Source organism: Bacillus sp. GMs2/2 (assembly GCF_050172095.1).
GTDB classification, from domain to species: Bacteria; Bacillota; Bacilli; order Bacillales; family Bacillaceae_G; genus Bacillus_A; species Bacillus_A cereus.
Genome location: NZ_JBNLYE010000006.1, coordinates 38,005 through 58,310 on the forward strand (window position 1 = coordinate 38,005; position 20,306 = coordinate 58,310).

Sequence of the window (20,306 nt, forward strand, 5' to 3'; positions counted from 1 at the left end):
CCACCTCTTTTCTTTACAGTTAAAAAAAAAGCTCGCATGAGAGCGAGCTTTTTTTAAAGCATCAAAAGTTAATTACTTAACTTCTACAGCAGCGCCAACTTCTTCAAGTTTAGCTTTGATTTCTTCAGCTTCTTCTTTAGCAGCAGCTTCTTTGATTACTTTTGGAGTGTTGTCAACTAATTCTTTAGCTTCTTTTAAGCCAAGACCAGTGATTTCACGAACAACTTTGATAACTTTGATTTTTTGTGCACCAGCGCTAGTTAGTTCCACATCAAATTCAGTTTTCTCAGCAGCAGCTTCTCCAGCGCCACCAGCAACAGCTACAGGAGCAGCAGCAGTTACGCCGAATTCTTCCTCGATAGCTTTTACTAAGTCGTTAAGTTCTAATACAGTCATAGATTTAACTGCTTCAATGATTTGTTCTTTAGTCATTGTAAATATCCTCCCTTAAATAGGTTTGTATTGTTTTATCGATAATACGTAATTATCTTTTAAAAAATTAAGCGCCTTGCTCTTCCTTTTGGTCTGCAACTGCTTTAGTAGCAAGTGCAAGGTTACGGATTGGAGCTTGAAGAACGCTAAGAAGCATAGAAAGTAAGCCTTCACGTGATGGAAGAGTAGCGATTGCTTTAACCTCATCAAGTGTTACAAGTTTACCTTCGATTACGCCCGCTTTAATTTCTAAAGCTTCATGATCTTTAGCGAAGTCGTTTAATACTTTCGCAGGAGCAACTACATCCTCGTTACTGAACGCGATTGCGTTTGGTCCTGTTAAGAATTCATTTAACTCAGCCATTTCAGCAGATTCTGCAGCACGACGAGTTAGAGAGTTTTTGTAAACTTTGAACTCAACGCCAGCTTCACGTAATTGCTTACGTAATTCTGTTGCTTCAGAAACTGTTAAACCACGGTAGTCAACAACGATTGTAGATTTACTAGCGCGAAGTTTGTCCGCGATTTCAGTTACAACTTGTTGTTTAGTTTCGATTACTTTGCTCATGTTATTACACCTCCTGTAGATTATATAGAAGATGTACCGAAAGTGCACTAAAAACCTCCATGCCCAACTTGTAGACATGGAGGCATATAGTCACAGAAAAAAGATTCCGCTTCGTATATTAACACCTAGGTAGGAAATTAAGTCTATTGACACCTACTGTCTACGGTACACTAATTAAATTCACAACATAAATGATTATATTAAAACTTCTTTATGAAGTCAACTTCCAAAATTTACGCTAATGTAGAAACGTCTACACGTACGCCAGGTCCCATTGTAGAAGCAACTGTTACGTTCTTCATGTAAGTACCTTTTGCAGCAGCTGGCTTAACTTTTTGTAAAGTGTCAGCAATTGTTTTGAAGTTTTCTACTAATTTAGCATCTTCGAAAGATACTTTACCGATTGGAACGTGGATGTTACCAGCTTTATCAACGCGGTATTCAACTTTACCAGCTTTGATTTCGTTAACAGCTTTAGTTACATCGAAAGTAACTGTTCCAGTTTTAGGGTTTGGCATTAAACCTTTAGGTCCTAATACGCGACCAAGTTTACCAACTTCACCCATCATGTCAGGAGTTGCTACTACTACATCGAAATCGAACCAACCTTGTTGGATTTTACCGATGTAATCAGTATCGCCTACGAAGTCAGCTCCAGCAGCTTCAGCTTCTTTAGCTTTTTCACCTTTAGCAAATACTAATACACGTTGTACTTTACCAGTACCGTGTGGAAGAACAACTGCACCACGGATTTGTTGGTCAGCTTTCTTAGGGTCAACACCTAAACGGAATGCAGCTTCTACAGTTGCATCAAATTTAGCTGTGTTTGTTTTCTTTACTAATTCTACTGCTTCTGTTGCAGAGTAAGCAGCTGCACGATCAACAAGCTTTGCAGCTTCTACGTACTTTTTACCTCTTTTAGCCATTTTTATTTCCTCCTCGAATGTGGTTTTAGCGGAATAACCTCCCACGTTTACGCCTGTTTTCAGGTATAACCTGAGGATGAGCGCCATCCATTTATTTAAAAACGATAATCATTTACGATAATAAAGGTTGCGAATTGGAATTCCAGACCCGCAACCTTTTTTAAAAACAAATCGAATTAGTCTTCGATAACGATGCCCATACTGCGTGCAGTACCTTCAACCATACGCATTGCAGCTTCTACGCTAGCAGCGTTTAGGTCAGGCATTTTAGTTTCAGCGATTTCGCGTACTTTATCACGCTTAACAGTTGCCACTTTATTACGGTTTGGTTCACCAGAACCAGACTCAATACCAGCTACTTTCTTAAGAAGAACAGCAGCAGGAGGAGTTTTAGTAATGAAAGTGAATGAACGGTCCTCAAATACCGTAATTTCAACAGGGATGATAAGACCAGCTTGATCTGCTGTACGAGCGTTAAACTCTTTACAGAAGCCCATGATGTTAACACCTGCTTGTCCTAATGCTGGACCAACTGGTGGAGCTGGGTTAGCTTTACCTGCAGGAATTTGAAGCTTTACCATTTTAATTACCTTTTTAGCCACGAGACACACCTCCTTAAGTCCGTGATGTGGTCAATTGGACAGTGATTTGCCCTCCCACGTCATATTTTATCTGTAAGGATAAAATCTTTCAAAAAACGTCTCCGATAACGAAGACGTACTGACTTAAAAGATATTATCACTTTTTACAATTCATTTCAAGTTTCATTTTATAATTTTTCAATTTGATGGAAGTCAAGTTCAACTGGAGTCTCGCGACCAAACATATCCACAAGCACGCTAACCTTTTTCTTCTCCACATCAATTTCTTCAATAGCACCTGTATAATCTGCGAATGGCCCCTCATTTACACGTACTGTCTCATGAAGTTCAAAGTCGAAATCAACCACTTCGTTGTCCATTCCCATATGTTTCATAATGGTAACAACTTCCTCTTCTAATAGAGGTGATGGTTTAGATCCAGAACCAGAAGAACCAACGAACCCAGTTACACCTGGCGTGTTACGTACAACATACCAAGAGTCATCAGTCATGATTAATTCTACTAATACATAACCTGGGAACACTTTTCTTTTCATTAATTTTTCTTTTCCGTTTTTCATTTCTACTTCTACTTCTTCCGGGACAACAACACGGAAAATTTTATCTTGCATACCCATTGATTCTACACGTTTCTCTAGGTTTGCTTTTACTTTATTTTCATATCCAGAATAAGTATGGACAACATACCAACTTTTTTCCATTCATTTAGGACGAGCGTCCTTCCCTCCCTGACGTACATTTTTTTGCGCAAATGAAAAAACCCGTTCACCGGGCTTTTACACAGTTCTTATAAATAACATTATATCATGGATAAGTGCTTCTTATTCAAGAATTAACCAAGAATTAACCGAATTAAAGAAGAAATGCCCATATCAACTACTGCGAAGAAAATCGCAAAGAACACAACTGTAGCAACAACAGTCGCTGTTGAGCGGAGTAATTCATCTTTTTTAGGCCAACTTACTTTTTTCATTTCGCGACCTACATCGCCGAAAAAGTTCGTTAAACGCATCTGCGGGACCTCCAGTGTATTATTTCAATTATTTATTTTGTTTCCTTGTGAACTGTATGCTGATTGCATGTTTTACAAAACTTTTTTATTTCAAGTCGCTCTATTGAGCTCGTATCTTTCATAGTAGAGTAGTTTCGATTTTTACACTCTTCACATGAGAGTACAACTTTTTTCCTCATTAGTTACACCAACCTTGTAACATTATGTCCCTAAAAATGTATCATACAATAAAAGACAATGTCAATGACATGCATTTTGTACTCTCTACAAAAGAAAACAGGTGATTTATTTTACACCTGCAGCACTTGTTACTTCTTATGAATTTAAAGTTGTACTTTCTCTCATTTCCATATATCGTTCCAATTTCCTCTTTACTCTTTGTAAAGCGTTATCAATAGATTTCACATGCCTGTTTAACTGTTCTGAAATCTCTTGATAAGAACGACCATCTAAATATAAAGAAAGCACTTTTCTTTCTAAATCGCTTAATAATTCAGATATTTTTGATTCTATGTCTGTATATTCTTCCTGGCTAATGATCATCTCTTCAGGATCAGTCACCTTCGCTTCAGAAATAACATCCAATAACGTTCGATCAGATTCCTCATCGTAAATCGGCTTATCTAAAGACACATACGAATTTAAAGGAATATGTTTTTGTCTTGTTGCCGTTTTAATAGCGGTAATAATTTGTCGAGTGATACATAGTTCAGCAAATGCTTTGAATGAAGACAGCTTGTCCTCTTTATAATCACGAATTGCTTTAAACAACCCTATCATACCTTCTTGAACAATGTCTTCTCGATCGGCACCCACTAAAAAGTAAGATCTTGATTTCGCACGAACAAAGTTCTTATACTTGTGAATTAAATATTCTAGAGCGTCAGTATTACCTTTTCGAACTAACTCAACGATTGCCTCATCCTCTAAATCACGAAATGTAACGTCGCCTATACTTACGAAGCCTGCTTCCACCTTGATCCCTCCGACCGCTATTTATTTAGCAATATTATACAGTAAAAAGATAAAGAGCGTCAATGCTTCAACGCTCTCCTCTTCTTAATTTTTCTAATTTTTCTGTAATATCCTTACTAAATATCTTTCGCATGGCGGGCTGCTGTTCTTTCGTGTCTTTTGTACGCCTTCTTACTTGTTGTTCCATCGCTTGTACTTCCAACTCTAATTCACGCGCAGATTTTCGAAGGGCACCTTGCCCAAATATAACCCATTGTTCTGTATAATCAGAAGTCGCAACATATATTTGTGTATTTATATTTCTAAGCTCTATCGCAAGTTGCTCTATCTTTTCGTCTGCAGTTTGATTCTTTCGTGTGAATATTACTTCTACACGAGATTGTTTCATCTTTTTTTCAATACCATGGACTGTATAGGCATCAAAGACTATCATCACTTTTGTACCTGTATAACCTTGATAATCCGCCATCTTATCAATAAGCGCATCTCTTGATGATTGTAAATCTATATCCCGCAGTTTCTTCAAATCTCCCCAAGCTCCGATAATGTTGTAGCCGTCAACGATTAAAATATCGTTCATTTTTTATTTACCAATTTCGTGACGTTTACGATATACCTCATACATTAACAAACTTGCGGCTACTGAAGCATTTAAGGATGTAACTTTACCAACCATCGGTAGAGTGATTAAGAAATCACACTTTTCACCAATAATACGACTCATACCTTTTCCTTCACTACCAATTACTAATCCAATCGGCATTGTACCATCTAAATTACGGTAATCCGTTTTCCCTTTGGCATCTGTACCAGCAATCCAAAGTCCACGCTCTTTTAATTCATCAATTGTACGAGATAAGTTTGTTACGCGCGCAACAGGAATGTATTCAATCGCTCCTGTTGATGCTTTCGCAACTGATGCGGTAAGTCCCACAGCTCTTCTCTTCGGAATAATAATTCCATGAGCTCCTGTTGCATCAGCAGTACGCATAATAGAACCTAGGTTATGCGGATCTTCAATCTCATCTAAAATCAAGAAGAACGGATCTTCATTACGTTTTTCTGCCACTTTGAATAAATCTTCTAACTCTGCATACTGATATGCAGCTACTTGAGCAATTACACCTTGATGATTACCCTCAACTAATTGATCTAACTTTTTCTTTGGTGCATGTTGTAAAATAATCTTATTTTCTTTCGCTAACGCTAGTACAATTTGTACTTGTCCTTTGGCAGCACCTTCTGCGATCCAAATTTTATTAATATCTCTCCCTGATCTTAACGCTTCAATTACAGGGTTACGTCCGATAATATATTCACTAGTCATGATGATGTGCCCCCTTCCTTTTCTTCTAAAACTGCAATTGCCTTATATACAATTTCGTCTAATCTTTCACGATTATTTAATAAATGATGATAACCAATTAGCGCTTCAAAGGCTGTACTATGTCGATATGTTTGTACATCCGTATTTTTCGGAACTGTACCTGAATTTGCATTACGCCCTCTTCTTAATACCGCCTCTTCTTCCTCTGTCAAAAATGCCGTCTCTAATAAATGATAAACAACTTTCGCCTGTGCTTTTGCTGAAACAAAGCTCGTCCCTAAGCGATGTAATTGATTAGGGCGAACTTTTCCTTTTTGAAGGAGGTGATAGCGGATATATTGTTCATATACCGCATCACCCATATACGCTAACGCCAAGCTGTTTAATTGCTTTGCATCAATCATCCTTATCCTCTTTTCCATCTTGTACCTTGAGCGGTATCTTCTAAAATAATATTACGTTCTTTTAAATCGTCACGAATTTGATCAGACAATGCGAAATCGCGATTTTTACGAGCTTCAATGCGCTTTTGGATAAGCTCTTCAATTTCTTCATCCAGTAATTCTTCTTTTGATAATTCTAATCCTAAAATATCAAATAACGTTTCCAGTTGTTTTACGTATGCTTCAATCACAACTTTAGATGTATGCTCTTCAAGTAAATATTGATTTGCATGATTTGCTACGTTGTATAATTCGGTGATTGCATTTGCAGTGTTAAAGTCATCATTCATTGCCTCTTCAAATGCAGTCTGGAATTTCTCTATTTCAGCTAACCATTTCTCATTATGGTCCGTTAAATCCGTACTACTCTCCATACGATGCTTTAAGTTTCCATAAGCTGTTTTAATTCTTTCCAGTCCATTATTCGTACTTTGTAATAACTCTTCACTAAAGTTAATCGGGTGACGATAGTGTACTGATAACATAAAGAATCTAATTAACTGCGGGTCGTATTGCTTAATAATATCGTGAACTAAAATAAAGTTACCAAGCGATTTAGACATCTTCTCATTGTTAATATTAATATATCCATTATGCATCCAGTAACGTGCAAACGTTTTTCCAGTCAATGCCTCTGACTGCGCAATTTCATTTTCATGATGCGGGAACGCCAAGTCTTGCCCACCAGCATGAATGTCAATCGTATCCCCTAAGTACTTACGCGCCATTGCTGAGCATTCAATATGCCATCCTGGACGCCCTTGCCCCCAAGGGCTTTCCCAGAAGATTTCTCCTTCTTTCGCAGCTTTCCATAAAGCAAAATCAAGAGGGTCTTGTTTCTTTTCCCCTACCTCAATACGAGCACCGTGACGTAAATCTGCGATTGGTTGATGTGATAATTTACCGTAACCTTCGAATTCCTTCGTCTTAAAGTACACATCACCCTCTGATTCATATGCATACCCTTTATTCACAAGTTCTTGAATAAATTCAATAATGATATCCATATTTTCTGTTACACGAGGATGAACTGTTGCGTGTTTGCAACCTAGTGCTGTTACATCTTCAAAGTACGCTTCAACAAAACGATCAGCAATTGTTGGTACATCTTCACCTAATTCATTTGCCGCTTTAATTAATTTATCATCTACGTCCGTAAAGTTAGATACATATTGCACATCGTATCCTTTGTATTCTAAATAACGACGCACTGTATCGAATACCATGGGAGGCCTTGCATTCCCAATATGAATGTAGTTATAAACTGTAGGTCCGCATACATACATCTTTACCTTATTTTCTTCTAATGGAACAAACTCTTCTTTTTGACGTGTTAACGTATTATAAATGTGAATAGTCATTTTTATCCTTCCTTTCTACCTTTAATTCCAATTGTTTCTTCAATTTATCAAGTTCTACTTCCATAGCCTTTAATTTATCAAAAATCGGATCTGGAAGGTCAGAGTGATTTAATTCTTGACCAATCTTTACTCCATTTTGAATAACGACACGGCCAGGTATACCTACAACTGTAGAATGTGCAGGAACTTCTTTTAATACGACAGACCCTGCTCCGATTTTAGAATTCTCTCCCACAGTAATAGACCCAAGAACTTTAGCACCCGTCGCAATTAATACATTATCCTGAATTGTTGGGTGCCTCTTCCCTTTTTCTTTTCCTGTACCACCTAATGTAACCCCTTGATAAATCGTTACATTATCACCAATTTCACAAGTTTCTCCAATTACAACTCCCATTCCATGATCTATGAAAAAGCGTCGACCAATAGTTGCTCCTGGATGGATCTCAATGCCAGTAAAAAAGCGGCTCACTTGTGAAACAAAACGTGCAAGAAAGAAAAAGTTTCTTTTATAAAAAGCATGTGCAATTCGATGGGCCCAAACTGCATGTAATCCAGAGTAAGTTAAAATGACTTCGAAATAACCTCTTGCCGCTGGATCCTGTTCAAAAACGACTTCAATATCTTCCCGAAGCCTCTTAAACATCGGTGTTCCCTCCCCTTTATGGGCTGCTTTTTTGTCGAACGAACTAACTCCCCTAACTCATCACTTCTCCCCTAATTCTTTATATAAGGAGATAAATTCTATATTCATACCTATTTACACGGTATAAAAAAAAGGCGTCTCTGTCATATTGACAGAGACGCCTTTTAAGCGCGGTTCCACTCTGTTTAGGCTTAAAAAAACCTCAAACTCATCCATGATAACGGTGTACACCGCTTCTGCTTACTTTGCGGCCTAAGACATCCCACGAAGCAATTCGCTGTTCAGCAGAAGACTCGAAGGGGCATTTCAAAAATCTGCTTATAAACCACTCCCAGCCTAAAGGTGGTTCTCTCTGTAAAAAGCCTGATTTTCTACTTCTCCTTCTCGTCGCTTTTCCTTATTAGGTTTTAGGTATACTTATTATATTTCTAAACCTAGAAAATGTTAACCAATTACTTTTTGAAGACGATTTAAAACTTTTTCTTTTCCAAGAAGTGCAATAGCATTCGGAAGCTCTGGACCATGCGTTTGTCCTGTAGTTGCAACACGGATTGGCATAAATAGGTTTTTACCTTTATGACCTGTTTCCTTTTGAACTGCTTTAATCGCTGCCTTAATTGCTGCTGGCTCCATTGCTTCTAGAGCTTCTATTTGACCAGCAAATGCACGAAGTACTTCAGGTACTTGTTCACCATTTAATACTTCTTGTCCTTCTTCTTCATAATCAACATGATCTTTAAAGAACATTTCAGAAAGCTCTACAATTTCAGCTCCAAAACTCATTTGTTCATGGTATAAAGCAATTACATCACGAATCCAAGCTTGGTCTTGTTCGCTTAAAGTTTCTCCCACACGTCCAGCTTTCACTAAATGCGGTAAACTTAACTCTACAACCGTATCTAAATCTTGCTTTTTCATATACTGGTTGTTCATCCATTTTAGTTTTTGAGAATCAAATAATGCAGGTGATTTTGATAAACGAGCTGCATCGAACATTTTGATAAACTCATCTTTAGAGAAGATTTCTTCTTCTCCTACCGGAGACCAACCTAGTAGTGCAATAAAGTTAAAGATTGCTTCTGGAAGATACCCAAGCTCTTTATATTGCTCAATAAATTGAATAATAGATTCATCACGCTTACTTAACTTTTTACGACTTTCATTAACAATTAGAGTCATATGACCGAATTGTGGAATATCCCAGCCGAAAGCTTCATAAATCATCATTTGTTTCGGTGTATTTGAAATATGATCATCACCACGAAGTACATGTGTAATTTCCATTAGATGATCATCTACTGCTACTGCAAAGTTATAAGTTGGAATTCCATCTTTTTTCACAATAACAAAATCACCGAAATCATTTGAATGGAACGCAACTTCATCTTTTACAATATCTTTGAATGTGTAGTCACGATTAGCTGGTACACGGAAACGAATACTTGGAATACGTCCCTCAGCTTCAAATTCTTTCACTTGTTCTTCAGTTAATTCACGGTGGTTACCTGCGTAACGAGGTGTTTCACCGCGAGCGATTTGTCCTTCACGCTCTGCTTCTAGCTCTTCTTCTGTCATATAACATTTATAAGCTAGACCACGCTCTAATAAATCTTCATATAATTTTTTATAAATATCTAAACGCTCTGTTTGGCGATATGGTCCAAATTCACCACCAACATCAACACCTTCATCCCAGTCCATACCGAGCCATTTCAAGTATTTTAATTGGCTTTCTTCTCCACCAGCCACGTTACGTTTTACATCAGTATCTTCAATACGAATAATAAATTTGCCATCTAAATGACGAGCAAATAAATAATTAAATAATGCCGTACGCGCATTTCCGATATGTAAGTGTCCTGTTGGACTTGGCGCGTAGCGCACTCTCACTTGCTTTTCCATAATTGGTACACCTTCCATTCTTAATGTCAACACATTCTATAATTGTACACCAAAAAAATGTGATTATCCATCTTACGAATTAAAAACCATTATTTTTTCTGTAATAAAACAACCGCTTGAGAAGCAATCCCTTCTTCTCTACCTGTAAATCCTAATTTTTCTGTTGTTGTTGCCTTTACATTAATGTTATTGATAGACGTTTCTAGCAGTTCACTAATGCGCTTACGCATGCTCTCAATATGTGGTGCCATTTTTGGTTTTTGAGCAATAATTGTACAATCTAAATTTCCTAACTCGTAACCTTGTTCACGCACAAATTCCCAAACTTTTTGTAACAATACAGCTGAATCTGCATCTTTAAAAGCTGGGTCTGTATCAGGAAAATGCTTTCCGATATCTCCTGCTGCAATCGCACCTAAACATGCATCAGCAATCGTATGTAACAATACATCTGCATCTGAATGACCAATTAATCCTTTCTCGTGTGGAATTGTAATTCCACCAATAATCAACGGGCGCCCTTCCGCAAATTCATGTACATCAAAACCTTGTCCAATTCGAAACATCCTTACTTCCTCCTTAAGCTAAACTACTGAGCTTTATGACTCTATATTATATCGCTATCCTTATAAAGAAAAGCCCGGCTGTTGCCGAGCTTTTCTTTATTAACACATCATCAACATTATTTCTTCTGAACACGTAGGAAACTTTCAGCAATTAATAGATCTTCCGGAGTCGTCACTTTAATATTATAGTAACTCCCCTCTACTACACCTACTTGCTTCCCAACACGTTCTACGAGACTTGCATCATCTGTGCCAAGAAAACAACTTTGCTTTGCGCTTCTATGAGCTTCTAGCAAAAGAGAAACAGAGAATCCTTGTGGTGTTTGTACAGCGTTAAGTTGAGATCGCTCTACCGTTTCTACAACAACACCCTGCTCTACTTTCTTAACAGTATCTTTTACTGGCACTGCACAAATGGAAGCTCCATATTTTTCTGCTGCAGTTAATACATCGCGAATCACTTTATTCCTTACGAACGGGCGCGCCCCGTCATGCACAAGAACATATTCGACACCACTCGCATACTGAAGTGCGTTATATACGCTATCTTGTCTTTCGGCTCCACCCTGAATAAATTGTACGTGCTTTTCAATCTGGTACTTCTGCATTAACTCTTCAAAATATGGGCGTTCTTCTTCGTTAATTGCCATAATAATACTTTTGCACGCTTTATCTTTTTCAAAAGCACGCAATGTGTGCACAATAATTGGTACTTCATCTATAAGTAAAAATAACTTATTTTTACCAGCACCCATTCGTTTTCCTTGGCCCGCTGCCGGAATAATTAATGTATACATATTAATAATCCTCTACTTATAATGCTTTTTCTAGCAATTTACGTTTTGCAAAAATCATACGACCAGCCGATGTTTGTAATACGCTAGTAACAAGTACATCAAGTTGTGAACCCACATACTCTCTACCATCTTCTACTACAATCATCGTACCATCATCTAAGTATGCAACACCTTGATTCTGTTCTTTACCATCTTTCACAACATAAACACTTAATTCTTCACCAGGGAGTACGACTGGTTTAATCGCATTAGCTAAATCATTAATGTTTAACACCGTAACCCCTTGTAATTCAGAAACTTTGTTTAAATTGAAATCGTTTGTTACTACAGTTCCACCAGTGATTTTTGCCAACTTTACAAGCTTGCTATCTACTTCTTGGATATCATCGAAATCGCCTTCATAAATTTCTACCGGAATTGGCATCTCCTTTTGAATACGATTTAAAATGTCTAGCCCTCTGCGGCCACGATTACGCTTTAAAGCATCTGAAGAATCGGCAATATGCTGAAGCTCTTCTAATACGAATTGCGGAATGACAATTGTTCCTTCTAAAAACTTTGTTTGGCAAATATCTGCAATACGTCCGTCAATAATTACACTCGTATCGAGAATTTTCCAATGAGTCGTAGATTTTTCTGCTTCGACCTCTACCTCTTCATTCTCACTATTGTTTTTCTTCTTACCTCCGCGTTGGGGTAATGTAAATAATCCTAGCAATTCATTCCTCTTTTTAAATCCTACTTGGAATCCTAAATATCCAAGTAAAAGGGTGAAGAATACTTGCAACACCGTACTAATAACTGGAATTGTAAATTCACGAATTGGTATCAAAATTAAATATGCAACAATAAGACCAGAGATTAATCCTAATGTACCAAATAAAACATCTGCTACAGGCGCCTTTACAAGAGCCTCTTCAATATGCTTAATAAGTTGAACAATATAATCCACAAGCCAAAATGTTGTTAAAAATAAAATAATTGCACCAATAATTGCACGAACATACGATCCTTCCAACAAAGGAACCGCACCGATATCTAATACATTAATAATTTTTGGGATTAAGTAAATCCCTAACGCTCCCCCGATCACTAAAAAGAAGAGCTGTACAATCCGTTTTAACATCCAACCACCTCCTACTCATTATTAACCATTGTTTCGCTAATCAAAACGCCGAATGCAAAAGCGGACGTGTTTTTTTGTAAATAGTTTTATTTACCAATATATCATATCATATACCAAAAATGTTCTAGTGTCGTTATATTATAGAATCAATGTAATATTCTTAATTGTGTCTACTCATATAGAGATGCTCTTGAATTCTTTTTAGACCTTCTCGTATTTTCTTCGCTCTCACTTCCCCAATTCCTTCCACATCATCCAATTCATTAATAGTTGCTCGGCAAACACCTTGCAATGTTTTAAATCGATTAATTAAATTCTCGATAATAAGTGGCGGAACACGAGAAATCTTGCTTGTGATTCGGTACCCTCTAGGTGTCACACTTTCTTCTAAGCTTGTTTGTCCTGGATAGCCAAGTAATTTAACTAAATCACTATCCTCTAAAAGTTGTGTATTTGCAAGATCTTGTAACTTTTTCAAGATTTGATGATGGTCTTGTGTTTTCTCCTGGTGATAATCTTTAATTAACAATGCTGCCTCTGCCTCTAAATCAGCTAGTAATTCTGTAAGCTGTAAACGAATTAACCTACCTTCTGTTCCTAACTCATGAATATAGCTCAATATTTCATTTTTTATACGCAGCACCATTTCAACACTATGTAAAACGTGAACCACCTCGGACATTGTAACGACCTCTTCAAATTCTAGAATACCCAAATTCGTAATGCCGTCATTCCATACAGCCTTATATTTTTCTAGCGTTTGAATTGCTTGATTTGCTTTTGTTAAAATGACACCTATATCTTTTAATGTATAACGTAAGTTCCCTTGATATAGCGTAATTACATTACGTCTTTGTGAAATGGCCACAACAAGGCTGCCCGTCTGCTTTGCTACACGCTCTGCTGTTCGGTGACGCATACCTGTTTCAATAGAATCAATAGATGAATCCGGAACTAACTGTGCGTTTGCAATTAAAATTTTACTTCCAGTTTCATTTAAAATAAGTGCTCCATCCATTTTTGCTAATTCATATAAACTAGCAGGAGAGAATGCGCAATTAATATGAAAACCACCATCAACAATGCTTTTAATCTGCTCATTATACCCAAGAACAATTAGTCCCCCTGTTTGTGCGCGAAGTACATTATCTATCCCTTCGCGCAGTGGTGTTCCCGGGGCCACGAGCTGTAAAATATTAATTATACTTTTGACACGTTGCTTATTTTCTTCCATAGCCTAGCCTCCTAATGTCAAACGAAGCGCTTCTCCTAAATTAGAAACACCTACAACCTCAATCCCCTCTGGAATTGTCCACCCCCCTAAATTTTTTCTAGGAATGATAGCACGTTGAAATCCTAATTTAGCTGCTTCTTGTACACGTTGTTCGATTCTTGATACTCTTCTTATTTCTCCAGTTAATCCAACTTCTCCTATTACCGCATCAGTTGGTGCCGTAGATTTATCTCTAAAACTTGAAGCTATACTTAAGGCAACAGCTAAATCAATTGCCGGTTCATCTAATTTCAAACCACCAGCTACTTTTAAATACGCATCTTGATTTTGTAATAGTAAACCTGTTCTTTTCTCTAGTACCGCCATAATAAGCGAGACACGATTATGATCAATTCCTGTCGCCATTCTTCGAGGATTTCCAAAACTAGTAGGGGAAATTAATGCCTGTATTTCTACTAAAACTGGTCTTGTTCCTTCCATTGAGGCAACTACTGTTGAACCTGCAACTCCAACTGGTCTTTCCTCAAGGAAAATTTCAGAAGGATTTAAGACTTCTGCAAGGCCAAGTTCTTTCATTTCAAAGATACCCATTTCATTCGTAGAACCAAAACGATTCTTTACAGCTCGTAAAATACGATATGTATGGTGTCGATCTCCTTCAAAGTAAAGAACTGCATCGACCATATGTTCTAGCATACGCGGCCCCGCAATTGCACCTTCTTTTGTCACATGTCCTACGATGAAAATTGGGATTCCCTTTGTTTTTGCAAGTTTCATTAATTCTGCTGTACATTCACGTACTTGCGCCACGCTACCAGGAGCTGATGTCACCTCAGGTAAATGTATCGTTTGAATAGAATCAATAACAACAAAAGCAGGATTCATCTCTTCAATATGTGCTGCAATACGCTGTAAATCTGTCTCTGATACAACAAATAGATTACTACCATTTACATGTAAACGATCTGCACGAAGTTTAATCTGCTTTGCTGACTCCTCACCTGATATATACAATACATCATATGAAGCATCTGCTAATTGCGAGGAAATCTGTAATAATAACGTTGATTTTCCAATCCCAGGGTCCCCACCAATAAGTACTAAAGATCCATCTACAATTCCGCCACCTAGTACACGGTTAAACTCCTGAAATTTTGTTTCAATACGTGCCTCAGACTTTGTTTCTACTTCTGTAAGACGTCTTGGTTTTGTTACTTCTGTTTGAATTGCATTTGCATAATTTAGGCGTCTGGATGATACAACGGGTTCCATCTCTTCAACAAGCGAATTCCATTGACCACACCCTGGACATTTACCCATATATTTTGGTGATTGATAACCACACTCTTGACATGTGAATTTTGTTTTCTTTTTAGCCATATCTTTTTATATTTCACTTCGCTTTCATCTATAAACATTTGACCTTCTCGTACAAGAAAGAGGGCTATCTCGTAGCCCTCTTAGTTTGTCTATACTTATTTTACCTTTTCAGCACTATGAATGACAAATGTTTCCCCTTCTACATCAAAGATAACTTTTTGTCCTTTCTCAATAGCACCTTTTAAAAGTTCTTCCGATAGTCTATCTTCTACATGCTTCTGAATTGCTCTACGTAGTGGACGAGCACCATATTCACGATCAAACCCTTTATCAGCAATAGCTGCAATCGCCCCTTCTGTTAATTGCAATTCAATTTCTTGTTCTTTTAAGCGATTCACTAACTGATTTACCATAAGAGTCACAATTTCTTGAATATGTTTTTTCTCAAGCATATGGAATACGATAATTTCATCAATACGGTTTAAGAATTCTGGACGAAATGCCTTTTTCAGCTCATCCATTACTTTACCTTTCATATCCGAATAATCACGGCTTTCATCTTGTACGTTAAATCCAAGATGTTTGTTACGTTTTAACGCCTCAGCACCAACGTTAGACGTCATAATAACAATCGTATTACGGAAGTCAACTGTACGTCCTTTAGAATCAGTTAAACGACCATCTTCCAATACCTGTAGTAAAATATTAAATACATCAGGATGCGCCTTCTCTACTTCATCTAATAGGACAACTGAATACGGCTTACGACGAACCTTCTCTGTTAATTGTCCGCCTTCTTCATACCCAACATATCCTGGAGGAGAACCAACTAAGCGAGAAGTTGAATGTTTCTCCATATACTCAGACATATCAATGCGAATCATTGCATCCTCATCACCGAACATAGATTCTGCTAACGCTCTTGCTAATTCTGTTTTACCTACACCTGTTGGTCCTAAGAAAATAAATGAACCAATTGGACGTTTCGGATCTTTCAGTCCTGCTCTTGCACGACGAACAGCTTTCGCTACAGCCACTACCGCTTCATCCTGGCCGATGACACGATCATGAAGAATGGATTCTAAGTTTAATAATTTATCAGTCTCTGTTTGTGCAAGTTTAGAAACAGGGATACGTGTCCATGTAGAAACGACATTTGCAATATCTTCTACCGTAACCTCTGAATTTTCTTTTCCTTGTTGTTCTTTCCACTGACGCTTTGTATCTTCCAATTTCTCACGTAAGCGTTGTTCCATATCACGTAAGGAAGCAGCCTTTTCAAACTCTTGACTTTGTACAGCCGCATCTTTTTCTTTTCGAATTTCCTCAAGCTTCACTTCAAGCTCTTTTAAGTTTGGTGGTGTTGTATAAGAACGTAAGCGAACCTTTGAAGCAGCTTCATCAATTAAATCAATTGCTTTATCTGGTAAGAAACGATCCGTAATATAACGATCGGAAAGTTTCACAGCTGCATCAATTGCATCATCTGTAATAGACACACGGTGATGGGCCTCATAACGATCGCGTAAACCTTTCAAGATTTGAGTTGATTCTTCTAGACTCGGCTCATCAACATGAATTGGCTGGAAACGTCTCTCTAAAGCTGCATCCTTTTCAATATATTTACGATACTCATCTAAAGTTGTCGCACCAATACATTGTAATTCTCCGCGTGCTAAAGATGGTTTTAAAATATTTGATGCATCGATTGCACCTTCTGCTCCACCTGCACCGATTAATGTATGAAGTTCATCAATAAATAGAATAATATTCCCTGCTTGACGTATTTCATCCATTACTTTCTTTAAACGATCTTCAAACTCACCACGATATTTCGTCCCAGCTACCACTGTTCCCATATCTAGTGTCATAACACGCTTATCTCTTAACGTTTCAGGAACTTCATTATTTACGATTTGCTGTGCTAACCCTTCAGCAATTGCTGTTTTACCTACACCAGGCTCTCCAATTAACACTGGATTGTTTTTTGTTCTACGGCTTAACACTTCAATTACACGTTGAATTTCTTTACTACGTCCAATAACAGGATCCAAACGATTCTCACGTGCAACAACTGTTAAGTCGCGCGCTAAACTGTCTAGTGTCGGTGTATTTGCATTTGTCGATGAACCACCTTGGTGACCTGAACTTGCTTCGTTACTTCCAAGAAGTTGTAACACTTGTTGTCTTGCTTTGTTGAGGCTGACGCCTAAATTATTTAAAACACGTGCCGCTACACCTTCACCTTCACGGATTAAGCCAAGTAAAATATGTTCTGTTCCAACGTAAGAATGTCCTAGCTTACGCGCTTCATCCATAGACAATTCAATAACTTTTTTAGCACGAGGTGTATAATGTACAGTTTGAGAAGCTTCTGTTCCACGTCCAATTAACGCTTCTACCTCTTTTTGCACTTTCTCCGGGCTCAATCCAAGAGCAATTAACGCTTTTGCTGCAATTCCTTCACCTTCGCGTACAAGCCCAAGTAAAATATGTTCTGTTCCAATGTTATTATGCCCAATGCGAATTGCTTCCTCTTGAGATAAAGCTAATACTTTCTGTGCTCTTTCTGTAAATCTTCCAAACATCATAGAAATCGCCTCCTACTTGCGCTTAGTTTTTTTCAATACGTAATCGCTCACGGATTAAGGTTGCTCTTCGATAATCTCTTTCTTCTGGTCCTAAAGGTCCTCCTGCGTATTGTTGTAAAATACCAGGTTGCGTAAGAACCATTAGCTCAGTCAAAATATTTCTCGATATACCTTTTATATATCCTAGATCAATACCAAGTCGTACATCCGATAAGCAAGTTGCCGCTTCTGCAGATTGAATTAAACGACTATTTGCTAGTATACCGTAAGAACGATAAACCTTATCTTCAAGCTCAATACTCGAATTTTGTACAATTAATTCTCTGGCCAATTTTTCTTGTTGTATAATTTGCTGCATGACACTCTTTAAATCTGCAATAATATCTTCTTCGGATTTCCCTAGCGTCATTTGATTTGATACTTGAAATATATTACCTAACGCTTCGCTACCTTCACCGTATATTCCTCTTACTACTAAACCTAATTTTTGAATTACTTGTATAATACGGCTAATTCTTTTTGTTAAAACCAGCCCTGGTAAATGAATCATTACAGAAGCTCTTAATCCTGTACCAACGTTAGTAGGACAACTCGTAATATATCCAAGTGATTCATCAAAAGCATATTCAACCTCTTTCTCAATCCAATTATCTATTTGATTGGCGCTTTGAAGCGCCTTTGATAACTGTAGTCCTGGAAATAGGCACTGAATCCTAATGTGGTCTTCCTCATTAAGCATCACACTAATGTGTTCGCTTTCTGATAACAGACATGCTCCATATTCAGTCCCTGCTAGATTTGGACTAATTAAATGCTTTTCGACTAAAACTCTCCTTTGAAGAGGCGTTAATTCATTCATTTTTAATAGTCCAAACTTCCCAAAGGGCTCTACCGCTTTATTTATAAATTTCTTTTTAAATAATTCTTGAACCTTTTGAGCTTCCTCTTCGTTTTGCATAGTAGAAAATTGATATTGCTTAAAATTACGAGCCAAACGAATTCGACTACTTAAAACAATATCAGAATCAGGGCCATCCCCCTTCATCCATGGACTAATCGCTTCATTCATAATTTTGTCCAGTGACATAGAACTACTCCCCCTCTCTATGCTCACTAAGCTGAGTTTCAAGCCCTCGAATTTCATCTCTTACCTCAGCAGCTTTCTCAAACTCCTCATTCTGTACATATTGTTTCAGAATAAGTTTTAGTTCATCTAATTCTTTCTTTAAGTGGATATTTCCTTCCATTCGTTCCGGAATTTTTCCACAATGTTCTGTATGTCCACCATGAAGTCGTTTTAACAATGGGTTTAAGTGTCCTTTAAATGTATCGTAACAAGAAGCACAACCAAGGCGTCCCACCTTTGTAAAATGTTCGTATGTCATCTTACAACCTGGACATCTTATTGTATTTGTATTTGAAAACCCGTTTTTTCCTTCTCCAAACATTGTTGATTCACCGTGTAATAAACCAGCAAATACATCATGAAATGAAAAGTTAGACTGTGATGATTGAAAGAAAGACGTATAGCCACTTTGCTCTGCACATTGCTCACAAAGATGAACTTCCGCCTTCTTCTCGTTGATTACTTTTGTATAATGTAAAGTTGCTGGTCTTATATTACAGTTTTGACAAGTCATCAATATCCCCACCTTTACAACAGGAACGATCTACCTCATGATACTTTTCATACATTACTAGATTGTCCTCTTTCCTTAATCCATTTAGATAAAAGTACATGCTCTTTTTCAAAACTTCTACAATATTTAACTGCCCTATCTTAATTATCATTCTTTTACAAAAGCTGTATTTATTTATATTTCAGTGTTCTTAACATTGCGCATAATATTCGAGCCCTAAGTTCATCTCGAGAAGGAATATCTATTGATAATACAGAACGATCTAGTACACTTAACATTAGTTTTGCTTCACGGCCTGTTATGATTCCCTCTTCTAATAAACGTATAATCATACTCTCTGCATTCCCTTGTGCAACGCTATGATCAATCATATGAAGCATTTGATCAATAATGTCTATATCATCATGCAGTTTGACTTTTATAATGCGAATGTAACCTCCTCCACCACGTTTACTTTCTACTATAAATCCTCTTTCTAATGTAAAACGGGTATTGATTACATAATTGATTTGAGATGGTACGCACTCGAATCGATCCGCAATCTCATTTCTTTTGATTTCAATCACATTATTATTACTTAAGTCAATAACTTGCTTTAGATATTGCTCAATGATATCAGATATATTTCTCATTTATCCGCCACCTTTATTGACTTTGACTATCTTTGACTTTAATTATATACGTATTAATAAAATTTGCAACTCTTTTGCTTATTCACTATCCTAACCACATTCCCCTGCATTTAATCAAAATAGTAATTATTTAAGCACATTTTTTTAATTACTATGGATTATAAAAGAAAACACGAAAAAACACGAGTCATTTGACTCGTGTTTAG

The 20,306-nt window shown here is 37.3% G+C and carries 23 protein-coding genes and 2 other annotated features; all 23 genes read right to left on the reverse strand.

Translation table 11 applies throughout. The features are described 5' to 3' along the window. Positions 1-72: 72 nt before the first annotated feature. Positions 73-432, reverse strand: a complete 360-nt coding sequence (gene rplL, locus ACQGS6_RS02225) for a 50S ribosomal protein L7/L12 (RefSeq protein ID WP_000159736.1) — start codon at positions 430-432, stop codon at positions 73-75. Between the two features lie 67 nt (positions 433-499). Continuing rightward, a complete protein-coding gene (gene rplJ, locus ACQGS6_RS02230) occupies positions 500-1,000 on the reverse strand; it encodes a 50S ribosomal protein L10 (protein ID WP_000048716.1) in 501 nt (166 codons plus the stop codon). A gap of 39 nt (positions 1,001-1,039) precedes the next feature. After that, positions 1,040-1,184 (reverse strand) — a sequence feature (ribosomal protein L10 leader region). 49 nt (positions 1,185-1,233) lie between these two features. Next, complete coding sequence (gene rplA, locus ACQGS6_RS02235; RefSeq protein ID WP_001987630.1) at positions 1,234-1,926, reverse strand: 50S ribosomal protein L1; 693 nt, start codon at positions 1,924-1,926, stop codon at positions 1,234-1,236. A gap of 176 nt (positions 1,927-2,102) precedes the next feature. Next, on the reverse strand, positions 2,103-2,528 hold the full coding sequence (gene rplK, locus ACQGS6_RS02240; protein ID WP_001085872.1) for a 50S ribosomal protein L11: 426 nt from the start codon (positions 2,526-2,528) through the stop codon (positions 2,103-2,105). A gap of 167 nt (positions 2,529-2,695) precedes the next feature. Further along, on the reverse strand, positions 2,696-3,229 hold the full coding sequence (gene nusG, locus ACQGS6_RS02245; RefSeq protein ID WP_000415794.1) for a transcription termination/antitermination protein NusG: 534 nt from the start codon (positions 3,227-3,229) through the stop codon (positions 2,696-2,698). 131 nt (positions 3,230-3,360) lie between these two features. After that, positions 3,361-3,540 (reverse strand): preprotein translocase subunit SecE, encoded by a 180-nt coding sequence (gene secE, locus ACQGS6_RS02250; protein WP_001241323.1) that lies wholly within the window; start codon positions 3,538-3,540, stop codon positions 3,361-3,363. A 32-nt stretch (positions 3,541-3,572) separates the two neighbouring features. After that, positions 3,573-3,719: a 50S ribosomal protein L33 gene (rpmG, locus tag ACQGS6_RS02255; protein WP_014481927.1), complete on the reverse strand. Its 147-nt coding sequence runs from the start codon at positions 3,717-3,719 to the stop codon at positions 3,573-3,575. Positions 3,720-3,855: 136 nt separating this feature from the next. Beyond that, complete coding sequence (locus tag ACQGS6_RS02260) at positions 3,856-4,515, reverse strand: RNA polymerase sporulation sigma factor SigH (RefSeq protein ID WP_000387193.1); 660 nt, start codon at positions 4,513-4,515, stop codon at positions 3,856-3,858. Positions 4,516-4,582: 67 nt separating this feature from the next. Continuing rightward, complete coding sequence (locus ACQGS6_RS02265) at positions 4,583-5,095, reverse strand: NYN domain-containing protein (RefSeq protein ID WP_000997874.1); 513 nt, start codon at positions 5,093-5,095, stop codon at positions 4,583-4,585. A 3-nt stretch (positions 5,096-5,098) separates the two neighbouring features. Then, a complete protein-coding gene (rlmB, locus tag ACQGS6_RS02270; protein ID WP_000200237.1) occupies positions 5,099-5,842 on the reverse strand; it encodes a 23S rRNA (guanosine(2251)-2'-O)-methyltransferase RlmB in 744 nt (247 codons plus the stop codon). Further along, positions 5,839-6,246: a Mini-ribonuclease 3 gene (locus tag ACQGS6_RS02275; protein WP_000564261.1), complete on the reverse strand. Its 408-nt coding sequence runs from the start codon at positions 6,244-6,246 to the stop codon at positions 5,839-5,841. Before ACQGS6_RS02275 ends, rlmB begins: the two co-directional genes overlap by 4 nt. A 2-nt stretch (positions 6,247-6,248) precedes the next feature. Continuing rightward, positions 6,249-7,646 carry a cysteine--tRNA ligase gene (cysS, locus tag ACQGS6_RS02280; RefSeq protein ID WP_000152276.1) on the reverse strand — a complete coding sequence of 466 codons (1,398 nt, stop codon included), beginning with the start codon at positions 7,644-7,646 and terminating at the stop codon, positions 6,249-6,251. Beyond that, positions 7,627-8,292 carry a serine O-acetyltransferase gene (gene cysE, locus ACQGS6_RS02285; RefSeq protein WP_000476497.1) on the reverse strand — a complete coding sequence of 222 codons (666 nt, stop codon included), beginning with the start codon at positions 8,290-8,292 and terminating at the stop codon, positions 7,627-7,629. The genes cysS and cysE overlap by 20 nt, the downstream gene beginning before the upstream one ends. A gap of 150 nt (positions 8,293-8,442) precedes the next feature. Beyond that, positions 8,443-8,689: a binding site (T-box leader), on the reverse strand. Between the two features lie 47 nt (positions 8,690-8,736). Next, complete coding sequence (gene gltX / locus ACQGS6_RS02290) at positions 8,737-10,194, reverse strand: glutamate--tRNA ligase (RefSeq protein WP_000415146.1); 1,458 nt, start codon at positions 10,192-10,194, stop codon at positions 8,737-8,739. 89 nt (positions 10,195-10,283) lie between these two features. After that, positions 10,284-10,760 (reverse strand): 2-C-methyl-D-erythritol 2,4-cyclodiphosphate synthase, encoded by a 477-nt coding sequence (ispF, locus tag ACQGS6_RS02295; protein WP_000488388.1) that lies wholly within the window; start codon positions 10,758-10,760, stop codon positions 10,284-10,286. Positions 10,761-10,876: 116 nt separating this feature from the next. Next, positions 10,877-11,557 (reverse strand): 2-C-methyl-D-erythritol 4-phosphate cytidylyltransferase, encoded by a 681-nt coding sequence (gene ispD / locus ACQGS6_RS02300; RefSeq protein ID WP_000288281.1) that lies wholly within the window; start codon positions 11,555-11,557, stop codon positions 10,877-10,879. A 16-nt stretch (positions 11,558-11,573) separates the two neighbouring features. Then, complete coding sequence (locus ACQGS6_RS02305; RefSeq protein ID WP_000919677.1) at positions 11,574-12,683, reverse strand: PIN/TRAM domain-containing protein; 1,110 nt, start codon at positions 12,681-12,683, stop codon at positions 11,574-11,576. Between the two features lie 160 nt (positions 12,684-12,843). Continuing rightward, positions 12,844-13,917, reverse strand: coding sequence for a DNA integrity scanning diadenylate cyclase DisA (gene disA, locus ACQGS6_RS02310; protein ID WP_000392158.1), 1,074 nt, complete (start codon positions 13,915-13,917; stop codon positions 12,844-12,846). A gap of 3 nt (positions 13,918-13,920) precedes the next feature. Then, a complete protein-coding gene (gene radA, locus ACQGS6_RS02315) occupies positions 13,921-15,297 on the reverse strand; it encodes a DNA repair protein RadA (protein WP_001085202.1) in 1,377 nt (458 codons plus the stop codon). A gap of 95 nt (positions 15,298-15,392) precedes the next feature. Further along, entirely contained in the window at positions 15,393-17,828 is a 2,436-nt protein-coding gene (gene clpC, locus ACQGS6_RS02320; RefSeq protein ID WP_000971184.1) for an ATP-dependent protease ATP-binding subunit ClpC, read from the reverse strand. A 22-nt stretch (positions 17,829-17,850) separates the two neighbouring features. Further along, a complete protein-coding gene (locus tag ACQGS6_RS02325; RefSeq protein WP_000050842.1) occupies positions 17,851-18,915 on the reverse strand; it encodes a protein arginine kinase in 1,065 nt (354 codons plus the stop codon). 4 nt (positions 18,916-18,919) lie between these two features. Further along, positions 18,920-19,468, reverse strand: a complete 549-nt coding sequence (locus tag ACQGS6_RS02330) for a UvrB/UvrC motif-containing protein (protein WP_000128398.1) — start codon at positions 19,466-19,468, stop codon at positions 18,920-18,922. 170 nt (positions 19,469-19,638) lie between these two features. Then, positions 19,639-20,100, reverse strand: a complete 462-nt coding sequence (gene ctsR, locus ACQGS6_RS02335) for a transcriptional regulator CtsR (protein ID WP_001244557.1) — start codon at positions 20,098-20,100, stop codon at positions 19,639-19,641. Between the last annotated feature and the right edge of the window lie 206 nt (positions 20,101-20,306).